We start from the raw sequence: 11,668 nt of genomic DNA, 5'->3' as shown, positions 1-11,668 counted from the left end.
CAAATGCGATGTGACGGCGCATGCTTTCGAAGAAGCCACGCAGCATGAAGCCGACCGCTTCGGCATTCTCGACTGCCTCGCCATGGCCGATCGCCAGCAGGATTTCAGTCACCTCCCCGGCAAAGCATTCGTCTTCGACGTGTTCGGCGCGCAATCGCCGGGTTGAGGCAAGGTTGGCATTGCTGCCGCCTGTAGCGGCCTCATAGGCGGGAAAGATGATCGTTTCTTCATATTGATGAATATTGCGCAACAACGGAACGATTGCGTTGGCTATGCCAAGGCACTTCAGGCGATCGACGTTCGGCAAAGCGTCCGAGATTTTCTCCAGAGCATCACAGAGCTGCAGTTTTTCCCCATGCGCGCGCTTCATCACCGCGCTTGGGATTGCTTCTCTGCCGGATTGGTCAGCTAGCGTCGAATTCTCACGGCGCACTTCGAACAGCGACGATCCCCGCTCTTTCTGTTCCTTCAATGGCCGCCTCCCACTCGTTTGCGAGATCGACGCTGCCCAATCCAAAACCGTGCAGCTTTGATTTGGATCAAGGCGGCGACGATGTAGTCGCGGAATTGGTGTTGCTGCGGATTGGCGTCCGCGCATCGGGATCCGCGGTCAGGGGACATGTCATGAAGTTCGGCACAGAAATCGTCGTAATGTGCATCTTCACTTTCGTCGCCCTCGTGGCGGCCGGCTTTGGTGTGGACGAGCCATTTCGCCAGCACATGTGGGTGCTTTTCTTCGTGCTGCTTGGCTTTGTCATCGTCCTTCTGCGCAACACCAGCTTTGCGCCGGCAGCACCGGTTGATCCTTCTGCCTACATGGATGGGCCAATCCGCTACGGCGCTATCGCCACCATGTTCTGGGGTGTTGTCGGCATGCTTGTGGGCGTGGTTATCGCGCTGCAACTCGCCTACCCCGATCTCAACCTCGAGCCCTGGTTCAACTTCGGCCGCCTGCGGCCATTGCATACGTCCGGCGTCGTTTTTGCTTTCGGCGGCAACGCGCTCATCTGCACGTCCATGTATGTCGTGCAGCGCACCAGCCGCGCCCAGCTGTTCGGCGGCAATCTCGCCTGGTTCGTGTTCTGGGGTTATCAACTTTTTATCGTCATGGCCGCGACCGGCTACCTGCTCGGCATCACCGAGAGCCGCGAATATGCCGAGCCCGAATGGTATGTGGATATATGGCTGACCGTCGTCTGGGTCGCCTACCTCGTCCTGTTCCTCGGCACCATCCTGAAACGCAAGGAACCGCATATCTACATCGCCAACTGGTTCTATCTGTCCTTCATCGTGACCATCTCGATGCTGCACCTGATCAACAACCTATCGATGCCGGCGTCTCTCCTGGGCTCGAAGAGCTACTCCGCCTTCTCCGGTGTCCAGGACGCCTTGACGCAATGGTGGTACGGCCACAATGCCGTCGGCTTCTTCCTCACGGCGGGCTTCCTTGGCATGATGTATTATTTCGTGCCCAAGCAGGCGAACCGGCCAGTCTATTCCTACCGGCTGTCGATCATCCACTTCTGGGCGATCATCTTTCTCTATATCTGGGCCGGGCCGCATCACCTGCACTACACCGCCCTGCCCGACTGGGCGCAAACGCTCGGCATGGTGTTTTCGATCATGCTTTGGATGCCCTCTTGGGGAGGCATGATCAACGGCCTGATGACGCTGTCCGGCGCCTGGGACAAGCTGCGCACCGATCCGATCATCCGCATGATGGTGATGGCCATCGCCTTCTACGGCATGTCGACCTTCGAAGGTCCGATGATGTCAATCAAGGCGGTCAATTCGCTGTCGCACTACACCGACTGGACCATCGGGCATGTCCATTCCGGCGCGCTCGGCTGGGTAGGCATGATCTCGTTCGGCGCGATCTATTACATGGTGCCGAAGCTGTGGAACCGTGAACAGCTCTATTCTCTGCGGCTTGTTACCTGGCACTTCTGGCTGGCGACCCTCGGGATCGTCGTCTACGCCGCGGTGATGTGGGTTTCCGGCATCATGCAGGGCCTGATGTGGCGCGAGTACGACGAGCAGGGCTTCCTGGTCTACTCGTTCGCAGAAACGATCGCCGCCATGCACCCCTACTACGTCATGCGCGCCGTGGGTGGCGCGATGTATCTCGCCGGTGCTGTCATCATGACCTGGAACATCACCATGACCATCCTCGGCTACCAGCGCGAGGAGGAGCCGATGCCAGGCTCCATCCCCGCCCTTCAGCCCGCACAATAAGGAGCCAGAGAATGGGCTTGATGGACAAACACGCGATCATCGAGAAGAACGCCACGCTTCTTCTCGTTGGTTCCCTCCTGGTGGTGACGGTCGGTGGTATCGTCGAAATCGCACCGCTCTTCTATCTCGACAACACGATCGAGAAGGTCGAAGGCATGCGGCCCTATTCGCCGCTCGAACTCGCCGGACGCAACATCTATGTGCGTGAGGGCTGCTACCTCTGTCACAGCCAGATGATCAGGCCGTTCCGTGACGAGGTCGAGCGCTATGGTCACTACAGCCTGGCAGCCGAGTCGATGTACGATCACCCGTTCCAGTGGGGATCGAAGCGCACCGGGCCGGACCTCGCCAGAGTCGGAGATCGCTACTCGAACGAGTGGCACGTTCAGCATCTTATCGAGCCGCGTTCGGTGGTGCCGGAATCGATCATGCCGAGCTATGCCTTCCTGAAGGATACCGCAATCGAGGTGAAGGACTTCTCGACGCACCTTATCGCAAACAGGCGCGTCGGTGTCCCCTACTCCGATGACATGATCGCTCACGCCAGAGATGACATTATGGCGCAGGCCGATCCCAATGCCGACACATCCGACCTGGAAGGCCGCTATCCGAAGGCCAAGCTCGGTGACTTCGACGGCAATCCGCAACAGGTGACCGAGATGGATGCCCTGGTCGCTTATCTGCAGATGCTCGGCACGCTGGTCGATTTCAAGACCTACGACGAAGCCGCTGGCTACCGCTGAGGAGAAGGACCATGGATTACCACTGGATGAGAGAGTTCGCCGACAGTTGGGCCCTGCTCGCCATGGCACTTTTCTTCGTCGGAACGGTCGCCTTCGCATTCCGTCCCGGGAGTGGCAAGCAGGCCGATGAAGCCGCCCGCATTCCTCTGAAGGACGACTGATCATGAGCGATGAACATATCGACGAAGTGTCGGGCATCTCCACCACCGGCCACGAGTGGGATGGTATCAGGGAGCTCAACAACCCACTTCCGCGCTGGTGGGTCATAACGTTCTACATCACCATCGTCTGGGCGATCGGCTACACCATCGCCTATCCGGCATGGCCGATGCTGACCTCGGCGACCAAGGGCGTGCTTGGCTATTCGAGCCGCGACGACGTCAACAACGAGCTTGCTGCGGCCGAAATCGCCAAGGCGAAATATGCCGCAGCGATACAATCGAAAACCGTCTCGGAGATTGCCGGCGACGACGCGTTGCGCGAATTCGCTGTTGCCGCAGGCAGCGCTGCGTACAAAGTCAATTGCGTGCAGTGCCACGCTTCCGGTGCACAGGGGTCCAAGGGCTTTCCCAACCTCAATGACGATGACTGGTTGTGGGGCGGCACGGCCGAGCAGATCCAGCAAACGATCACGCACGGCATACGCTTCGCATCCGTCCCGGATACACGCCTGTCGGAAATGCCGGCTTTTGGCGAGATCATTACCGGCGACCAGGTCGCACAGGTCAGCACCTACGTCGCCAGCCTGTCTGGCCCGGTTCAAGATGCAAAACTGGTCGAGCCGGGCGCCAAGGTTTTCGCCGAAAACTGCGTGGCCTGCCATGGCGACACGGCAAAAGGGAACAAAGAGCTCGGCGCGCCCGATCTGACCGATGCGATCTGGCTCTACGGGTCGAACGAAACGGCAATCGCCGCGCAGGTCCGCGCCCCCAAGCATGGCGTTATGCCGGCCTGGCTTGAGCGTCTCGGCGAGACCAAGGTCAAGGAGCTCGCGGTCTACATCCATTCGCTTGGTGGTGGGGAATAGAGGGGGGTCCTATTCCCGGCCCTTCGCCAGCCAAGCGACGAGGCCCGGCTTGCGCCCGGGTCTCGACTGCATTCCGGCGTTCGCGATTGACTTGCATCAACGCGCAGCAGGCCACCCTGGGCAAGGCTTGTTCAACGCGGCATTTCGCGCACCGGCCGAAGAACGAAGTCCGACTGCGCGCGCCGAAATCATAAGCTGCGCGACTGGAGTTTCTCGTGCTGGATAATACGCAGATAGAACGGCTCGAAGCCGAGGCGGTCAACTCCGCCAAGGTCCGCCAGCCGCTGTATGCACCGCGCAAGAAGATCTTTCCCAAGCGCGCCTCGGGCAGCTTTCGCCGCTTCAAGTGGCTGGTGATGGCGATCACGCTGGGCATCTACTACCTGACGCCCTGGCTGCGCTGGGATCGAGGTCCCTTTGCTCCCGATCAGGCCGTGCTGATCGATCTTGCCAACCGCCGCTTCTATTTCTTCTTCATCGAGATTTGGCCGCAGGAATTCTTCTATGTGGCCGGCCTTCTCGTTATGGCCGGTATCGGCCTTTTCCTAATCACATCCACAGTTGGCAGAGCCTGGTGCGGTTATACCTGTCCGCAGACCGTATGGGTCGATCTGTTTCTGTTTGTAGAGCGTGCGATCGAGGGAGATCGCAATGCCCGCATGAAGCTCGACGCCGGACCGTGGACCGCCCGCAAGCTTGTGCTGCGTGTATCGAAACACGCGATCTGGCTGGCCATAGCGGCAGCGACCGGCGGCGCCTGGATCTTCTATTTCGCCGACGCGCCATCGCTGATTGGCGAGGTCTTTACCGGCACCGCAGCACCCGTCGCCTACATCACCATCGGCGTGCTGACGGCAACCACCTACACATTCGGTGGGCTGATGCGCGAGCAGGTCTGCACCTACATGTGTCCGTGGCCGCGCGTCCAGGCAGCGATGCTCGACGAAAATTCGCTGACCGTGACCTATAATGACTGGCGCGGCGAACCTCGGTCGCGGCACGCCAAGAAGGTCCAGGCCGCGGGACAGCTTGCCGGAGACTGCGTCGACTGCAATGCCTGTGTCGCCGTCTGCCCGATGGGGATCGACATTCGCGATGGCCAGCAGCTCGAATGCATCACTTGCGCGCTGTGCATCGATGCGTGCGACGGCGTCATGGACAAACTCGGCAAGGAGCGCGGGCTGATCTCCTATGCGACGCTGTCCGATTTTAACGCCAACATGGCGGTGGCGACTGCAGGCGGCTCTTGCTCGGTGAACCCGTCGCTCGTCCGAACCGACGGTGGCGCTTTCTCCGATAAATTGGCCCATTTCCATATCCGCAAGATCTTCAGGCCACGGACCTTCGCCTACATGGGTGCATGGTCGGCAGTCGGTCTCGCCCTGCTCTATTCGCTGCTGACGCGCGACCGGCTCGAGGTCAACGTTCTGCACGACCGCAATCCGCAGTTCGTCACGCTGTCCGACGGTTCGATCCGCAACGGCTACACCGTCAAGCTGCTCAACATGATCCCGGAGCCAAGGACGATCGTTGTCACCATGCAGGGCCTGCGGGGAGCCGAAATGAGCGTCGTTGGTATCGACCTTCCCGCAGACCGGTCCTTCGCCGTCGCGGTCGAACCCGACCGCCTGAAGATGCTGAAGGTTTTCGTGCGCCAGCCGGCGGACCAGGTCGGAAGCGCAACACAGACGTTCAAATTCCGCGTCGAGGACAAGGCGAGTTTCGAAACGGACGAATACACCGCCACCTTCAACGCGCCGGAGATCGCCAGATGAGTGCCAATACGCAAAAATCCCGCGCATTCACCGGCCGGCACATGCTGGCCACCATTCTCACCTTTTTCGGTGTGGTCATCGCAGTCAATCTGACGATGGCGACACTCGCCAGCACAAGCTGGACCGGCCTTGTCGTCGAAAACACCTATGTGGCCAGCCAGCAATTCAACCGAAAGGCCGAGGAAGGCCGCGCACAGGCGGCGCTCGGCTGGACTGGCAAATTGACGATCTCTTGGGGCGAAGTCCGCTACAGTCTCAGCGATGCCGCCGGCAAGCCGGTTCCCTTGCGTAGTGTCAAGGTACTGTTTCGTCATCCCGCCTACGAGGGCGCGGACAAAGCCGTCACTCTCGCCGCTGCCTCGGGCCAGGAATTTGCCGTGGAGTACACGCCAAGGGATGGCGTCTGGATCATCGAAGTCGACACCGATGCCGGTCTGGCAGAGCCTTATCGCGACGTTCGCCGGATCATGGTTTCTCAGGGAGCACTGCAATGAGCTGCTGTGCGCCGGGCGCTGAAATGGCGCTGGATCTGGGCGGAGCGACATCCAGTCTGCCATCGAGCCAGGAGATCAGGTTGGCAAGCCGCTCGCTTGTCGATGACCTTCGCCAGACCGATCTGTCGGTGCCGACGGTTCACTGCGCGGCCTGCATCCAGGCGATCGAGACGGCGCTCGGAAAGCTCGATCGCGTCGAGGGCGTTCGGGTCAACCTGTCGACGAAACGGGTATCGATCCGGTGGCGTGGGGATGAGGTTCCGCCATTCGCCGCCGCGCTTGGACGGCTGGGCTACCCGGCGCATCTGTTCGACCCGCAGGTTGGCGAGAAGGACAAAACGCTTTCGGAGCTGATCCGGGCCGTCGCGGTTGCCGGCTTTGCTGCGGGCAACATCATGCTGCTTTCCGTCTCGGTCTGGTCAGGCGCTGAAGGCGCGACCCGTGACCTGTTCCATTGGGTCTCGGCGCTGATCGCCATCCCGGCGCTCGCCTTCGCCGGCGGAATCTATTTCCGCTCCGCATGGAATGCGTTGCGCTACGGCCGCATGAACATGGATGTGCCGATTGCGGTTGGAGTCTCGCTCGCCTACGCGATGAGCCTCTACGAGATCATCAACCATGGCGAGCACGCCTATTTCGACGCGTCGGTATCGCTGCTGTTCTTCCTGTTGATCGGCCGCACGCTGGATCACGTGATGCGGGAGCGTGCCCGGACCGCCGTGAACGGCCTGTCACGGCTGGCGGCGCGGGGCGCCATGGTGCTGCGCGAGGATGGTTCGCGCGATTACCTGCCGGTTGAGGAGATCGAACCCGGCTTGCAGCTGCTGATCGCCGCCGGCGAAAGGATTCCCGTAGACGGCAAGGTCATTCGAGGCTCTTCGGATCTCGACTGTTCACTGGTTTCCGGTGAGAGCACACCCAGAACCGTGGCGTCAGGGGAAACCGTGCAGGCCGGCACGCTCAATCTCACAGGCCCGCTGACTATCGAGGCGACAGCCGCCGCAAAGGATTCCTTCCTGGCCGAAATGGTCCGGCTGATGGAAGCCGCCGAGGGCGGTCGCGCCCATTATCGCAGGATCGCCGACCGCGTTTCAGCGCTCTATGCTCCAGTGGTTCATCTGACCGCCTTCGTGACGCTCCTTGGCTGGATGGCGGCGACCGGCGATTGGCACCGGGCAGTAACAATCGCAATCGCCGTTCTCATCATCACCTGCCCGTGTGCGCTCGGTCTCGCCGTGCCGATAGTGCAGGTGGTCGCTGCGCGGCGTCTGTTCGAAAGCGGCGTCATGGTCAAGGATGGTTCGGCCATGGAGCGCCTGGCGGCGATCGACACGGCGGTGTTCGACAAGACAGGGACGCTTACGCTCGGACAGCCCCGGCTCGTCAATGCGTCGTCCATCGATCCGGCCATGCTGGCAATCGCCGCCGACATGGCGGCGCATTCCCGCCACCCGTTCTCAAGGGCCATAGCCGGCTGTGCGGGCTTTGCCGGTGAGCCGAAGGTCGAGTCCGTCAGCGAGCACCCTGGTTTCGGGATCGAAGCCAGCACCATGGGAAGCACCTGGCGGCTCGGCCGGCGCGGCTGGGCCGGGTGGAAGGCCCGAGTCGGCGGCGAAAGCAGATACGGCGGAACGGTTCTGACCAAAGATGGGATCATTGTCGCGTCCTTTGTCTTCGAGGACGCGCTGCGTGCAGACGCCAGAGCGGCCATCGAGCAATTGAACAACGCCCGGGTTTCCGTGGAAATGCTGTCGGGCGATACCGCAGCTGCCTGCGGCGAGGTCGCGGCGACGTTGGGCATCCATCACTTTGTTCCGGCGCTGCTCCCTTCGGGCAAGGTCGAGTATATCGAAACGCTGGCGAAAGACGGCCACAAGGTGCTGATGGTTGGCGACGGCCTCAACGACACCCCTGCGCTGGGCGCGGCACACGTCTCGATCACTCCAGCCACGGCGGCCGATGTCGGCCGCAAAGCGGCGGATTTCGTGTTCCTGCGCGAAAGCCTTTCGGCAGTACCCCTTGCCCTCGACATCTCGCGAAAGGCCGGACGACTGATCCGGCAAAACATCGCCATAGCAATCGTCTACAACACCATCGCCGTGCCGATCGCCATCCTGGGGCATGTCACGCCGCTGATCGCGGCAATCGCGATGTCGGCTTCGTCACTGCTTGTCATTGGCAATGCGCTGAGGCTGCAAGGCTTTGCCGCGAGCCAACCGGAGGCGGGTCGTTCGCACGGCAAACGTTCCAGTATCGGCGCATTGGCACGATCCTCATGACGACGCTGGTCTATCTCATACCCGTAGCTCTTTTTCTCGGCGCGTTGGGTCTGTCCGGCTTCCTGTGGGCCTTGAGGAGCGGCCAATACGAGGATCTCGACGGAGCTGCCGAGCGGATCCTGATCGATCGGGACGAAAAGCTAGACAACTGATCGGGAGTCAAGTGCGGATAGCGGCGCTGGTCCGGAAGACTTCGCCACTGCATGTGTCTGGCTCGAACATAAACCAAAAACTCGAATAACGCGCAAGCTTGCCGTATCCCAGTCTATCTCTCGCCAAGATTTAACTCTTCAATTTGCGCCAACGCAAAGAAACACTGCGTCTGGTCAGGTAGATTCTACTCATCCACAACGGTTGATAGACAGGAGACTGACATGTTCACGCGACGCGAAGCCCTCTTCGGAGCAGCCATCGGCGCTGCCGCCGTGGCGGCGATGCCGGCATTTTCCGCAACGTTCGCCCCGGCAGACATCGGGGCGCTAGCCCGCGAGAAGATCAAGCTCGTGGCGCCGCCGTTCGTCCATCCGCACGATCAGGTCGCCAAGGGTGACCCGAAGATCGTCGAATTCACCATGACGATCGAAGAAAAGGCTGTTGTCATCGACGCAGACGGCACGACGCTCAATGCCATGACCTATAACGGCTCAGTTCCCGGCCCACTGATGGTCGTGCACCAGGACGACTATGTCGAGTTGACGCTCATCAATCCGGATACCAATACGCTCGCTCACAATATCGATTTCCATGCCGCAACCGGAGCGCTGGGCGGCGGCGAGCTCACGCTGGTCAATCCCGGCGAGCAGGTGACCCTGCGTTTCAAGGCTACCCGCTCGGGAACATTCGTTTATCACTGCGCGCCCGGCGGCTCGATGATCCCCTGGCATGTTGTATCCGGAATGAGCGGCGCGATCATGGTCCTGCCGCGAGATGGCCTGAAGAACGACGAGGGCAAGCCGCGTCAAATACGACAGGATCTTCTATATCGGCGAAAACGACTTCTATATCCCGCGTGACGAGAACGGCAACTTCAAGAGCTATGAAACGGCCGGCGACGGTTACGACGATATGATGAAAGTGATGCGCGGACTGATCCCGACACATGTGGTGTTCAACGGCAAGGCCGGTTCACTGACCGGCGACAACGCGATGAAGGCGAATGTTGGCGAAACGGTATTGATCGTCCATTCGCAAGCCAACCGCGATACGCGCCCGCACCTGATTGGCGGTCACGGCGATTACGTCTGGGAAGAGGGCAAATTCGCCAACACGCCGGCCAAGGATCTGGAAACCTGGTTCATTCGCGGCGGATCGGCGGGCGCGGCGCTCTACACCTTCCTGCAGCCGGGGGTCTACGCCTACGTGAACCACAATCTGATCGAGGCTGTGGAACTCGGAGCCACGGCTCATTTCATGGTCGAAGGTGAGTGGAATGACGACCTGATGACGCAGGTCGAGGCTCCTAAAGCCATCGCCACAAACTGACGACACCGCAATTACCCGGACAGCATCGCTGTCCGGGTATGGACAAAAAGCCATGCCGCTTTCCATCCTGAAGGTTGCCACGGTCGCTATCGCGGCCGCAGCGGTTCCGGTGGGCTTGTCCCAACTCGCCGTCGGCTGGAGTGGACATCGACAATCCCACCCTGTCGCCATCACGATCACCTTGCCTCCCGGTTCGATCACCTATTCCCTGCCGGGCGAGTTCCTGCGGGGCGAACACCCGCAAGCCAATCCCCGCCTCAAGCGACGGTTCAACAAGCCCATCGAAATCATGACCTATCAGGTCAGCGTGGCCGACTATGCTGACTGTGTGAAGGCCGGTGCCTGCCAGTCGCCACAGGAGACACGTGAGATCCCGCCCAATGCGCCGGTGACCGGAGTGAGTTATCTCGATGCCAGCGCCTATGCCCGGTGGTATTCTCAAGCGACCGGCGATTACTGGCGGCTGCCTACAGACTATGAATGGGCCTTTGCGGCAGCAGAGCGTTTCAGAGGCGGATTTGAGGGGGTACAAGCCGACGCCAACAACCCCGCCAAGCGTTGGCTTGCCCGCTACAAGGCCGAGGCCCAACTCGATCGCAGCCCGGACCCAATGCCGAGGAGCCAAGGCTCCTTTGGCGTGAACTCCCGTGGTCTCGCCGATCTTTCCGGCAACGTCTGGGAGTGGACATCGACATGCTACGTCCGCGCAACACTGGCGGCGGATGGAACTGGGGTTGCGAGTTCCCTCGACAATTGCGGCGTCCATGTCGTTGAAGGATTTCACAGGACCTACATGTCGAACTTCGTCAGCGACGGCAAAAGCGGGGGCTGTGCCGTTGGAACGCCTCCCGACAATCTGGGATTCAGGTTGGTGCGGGACCGACCGGGGTGGAGAAAGCTGATCCTCGGGTAACTCGGCATCTGACAAATGGAGGCAGTTCCACAGGTTCTGTCCACCGTCGCGGGCCTGCCGCCGCCCGATTCACTGCGCCTTTGGCCCCATCAATGCGGTTCCGTAGACCAGGATGAAACCGGCAAATGCAGCCACCCATGCGGCGCCGGCCAGATGGATCACACCGTCATCAGGGACGAAGGCGCCCAGGGTTCTCAATGATCCCGCCACAAGGATGGCCGCGAAGACAAACGAGGTTCCTTTTCCTGCCTTGAGCTCTCGCCCAGTGTGTCCCAGCGTTGCGCGGGCCATTACAGCAAGCGTCATCGAGCCGATCGCGCCGGCGCCAAGGGCGTGGAACCCCGCCGCAGCGGGCACGGCGTTGGGAAAGAAGATCGACGCCGCGACCAAGGCAAGACCGACCGGCACAAAGGCGTATGCGGCATGGAGCACAAGCACGAGTGGATCGCGCATGGTGCGCTCTCCCGCCCAGCGCGACAAACGCCATGCCTGGCAGATTGCGGCAGCTGCCATAAGCAGTCCTGAGGTGCTGCTGTCCGGGATGACCGTCCATGCACCCAGCGCGGCGACCGAGATGGCTATCGATGCCATGTCAAAACGGTCGAAAGGCGCCGGAAGCCTGCCCGAGTTTTCGCGGACGAGCCAGTTGCGCGTGAAGCTCGGAATAATGCGCCCGCCGATGAGGGAGATAAGGATGATCGCCGCGGCGATCATCCTTAT

The 11,668-nt window shown here is 60.9% G+C and carries 11 protein-coding genes and 1 pseudogene; 10 read left to right on the top strand and 2 right to left on the bottom strand.

Annotated elements, in window-relative coordinates; all coding sequences use genetic code 11:
- Positions 1 to 370: hemerythrin domain-containing protein (locus EOA86_RS06675; RefSeq protein ID WP_164891593.1), on the bottom strand; the 370-nt coding region annotated here is incomplete at its 3' end.
- Between the two features lie 254 nt (positions 371 to 624).
- Between EOA86_RS06675 and ccoN the strand changes: the two genes are divergently transcribed.
- From ccoN to EOA86_RS06625, 10 genes and pseudogenes are all read left to right on the top strand, one after another.
- Entirely contained in the window at positions 625 to 2,235 is a 1,611-nt protein-coding gene (gene ccoN, locus EOA86_RS06670) for a cytochrome-c oxidase, cbb3-type subunit I (protein WP_128341047.1), read from the top strand.
- An 11-nt stretch (positions 2,236 to 2,246) separates the two neighbouring features.
- Positions 2,247 to 2,978: a cytochrome-c oxidase, cbb3-type subunit II gene (gene ccoO / locus EOA86_RS06665; protein WP_128341046.1), complete on the top strand. Its 732-nt coding sequence runs from the start codon at positions 2,247 to 2,249 to the stop codon at positions 2,976 to 2,978.
- An 11-nt stretch (positions 2,979 to 2,989) separates the two neighbouring features.
- Entirely contained in the window at positions 2,990 to 3,139 is a 150-nt protein-coding gene (locus tag EOA86_RS06660) for a CcoQ/FixQ family Cbb3-type cytochrome c oxidase assembly chaperone (RefSeq protein WP_065009122.1), read from the top strand.
- A 2-nt stretch (positions 3,140 to 3,141) separates the two neighbouring features.
- Entirely contained in the window at positions 3,142 to 4,005 is an 864-nt protein-coding gene (ccoP, locus tag EOA86_RS06655) for a cytochrome-c oxidase, cbb3-type subunit III (RefSeq protein ID WP_128341045.1), read from the top strand.
- A gap of 215 nt (positions 4,006 to 4,220) precedes the next feature.
- Positions 4,221 to 5,780, top strand: coding sequence for a cytochrome c oxidase accessory protein CcoG (ccoG, locus tag EOA86_RS06650; protein ID WP_128341044.1), 1,560 nt, complete (start codon positions 4,221 to 4,223; stop codon positions 5,778 to 5,780).
- Entirely contained in the window at positions 5,777 to 6,274 is a 498-nt protein-coding gene (locus tag EOA86_RS06645) for a FixH family protein (RefSeq protein WP_128341043.1), read from the top strand. Before ccoG ends, EOA86_RS06645 begins: the two co-directional genes overlap by 4 nt.
- On the top strand, positions 6,271 to 8,553 hold the full coding sequence (locus EOA86_RS06640) for a cation-translocating P-type ATPase (RefSeq protein ID WP_245497154.1): 2,283 nt from the start codon (positions 6,271 to 6,273) through the stop codon (positions 8,551 to 8,553). Before EOA86_RS06645 ends, EOA86_RS06640 begins: the two co-directional genes overlap by 4 nt.
- Entirely contained in the window at positions 8,550 to 8,705 is a 156-nt protein-coding gene (gene ccoS / locus EOA86_RS06635) for a cbb3-type cytochrome oxidase assembly protein CcoS (RefSeq protein ID WP_065012099.1), read from the top strand. The genes EOA86_RS06640 and ccoS overlap by 4 nt, the downstream gene beginning before the upstream one ends.
- A gap of 222 nt (positions 8,706 to 8,927) precedes the next feature.
- Positions 8,928 to 10,035 (top strand): annotated as a pseudogene (gene nirK / locus EOA86_RS06630) (copper-containing nitrite reductase).
- Between the two features lie 52 nt (positions 10,036 to 10,087).
- Entirely contained in the window at positions 10,088 to 10,948 is an 861-nt protein-coding gene (locus EOA86_RS06625; protein ID WP_128341042.1) for an SUMF1/EgtB/PvdO family nonheme iron enzyme, read from the top strand.
- A 69-nt stretch (positions 10,949 to 11,017) separates the two neighbouring features.
- Here EOA86_RS06625 and EOA86_RS06620 read toward each other — a convergent pair whose 3' ends face one another.
- On the bottom strand, positions 11,018 to 11,662 hold the full coding sequence (locus EOA86_RS06620; RefSeq protein WP_245497156.1) for an NnrS family protein: 645 nt from the start codon (positions 11,660 to 11,662) through the stop codon (positions 11,018 to 11,020).
- Positions 11,663 to 11,668 lie beyond the last annotated feature (6 nt).

It is taken from the genome of Mesorhizobium sp. M5C.F.Ca.IN.020.32.2.1 (genome assembly GCF_004023105.1).
GTDB lineage: Bacteria > Pseudomonadota > Alphaproteobacteria > Rhizobiales > Rhizobiaceae > Mesorhizobium > Mesorhizobium wenxiniae.
This window is presented reverse-complemented; position numbering and strand designations above follow the sequence as displayed.

What these genes read in the sequence shown, in the direction of transcription:
- ccoS (WP_065012099.1), top strand. Translation starts at nt 8,550, where the DNA reads ATGACGACGCTGGTCTATCTCATACCCGTAGCTCTTTTTCTCGGCGCG.
- EOA86_RS06645 (WP_128341043.1), top strand. Translation starts at nt 5,777, where the DNA reads ATGAGTGCCAATACGCAAAAATCCCGCGCATTCACCGGCCGGCACATG.
- ccoP (WP_128341045.1), top strand. Translation starts at nt 3,142, where the DNA reads ATGAGCGATGAACATATCGACGAAGTGTCGGGCATCTCCACCACCGGC.
- EOA86_RS06625 (WP_128341042.1), top strand. Translation starts at nt 10,088, where the DNA reads ATGCCGCTTTCCATCCTGAAGGTTGCCACGGTCGCTATCGCGGCCGCA.
- EOA86_RS06620 (WP_245497156.1), bottom strand. Translation starts at nt 11,662, where the DNA reads ATGATCGCCGCGGCGATCATCCTTATCTCCCTCATCGGCGGGCGCATT.
- ccoN (WP_128341047.1), top strand. Translation starts at nt 625, where the DNA reads ATGAAGTTCGGCACAGAAATCGTCGTAATGTGCATCTTCACTTTCGTC.
- ccoO (WP_128341046.1), top strand. Translation starts at nt 2,247, where the DNA reads ATGGGCTTGATGGACAAACACGCGATCATCGAGAAGAACGCCACGCTT.
- EOA86_RS06640 (WP_245497154.1), top strand. Translation starts at nt 6,271, where the DNA reads ATGAGCTGCTGTGCGCCGGGCGCTGAAATGGCGCTGGATCTGGGCGGA.
- EOA86_RS06660 (WP_065009122.1), top strand. Translation starts at nt 2,990, where the DNA reads ATGGATTACCACTGGATGAGAGAGTTCGCCGACAGTTGGGCCCTGCTC.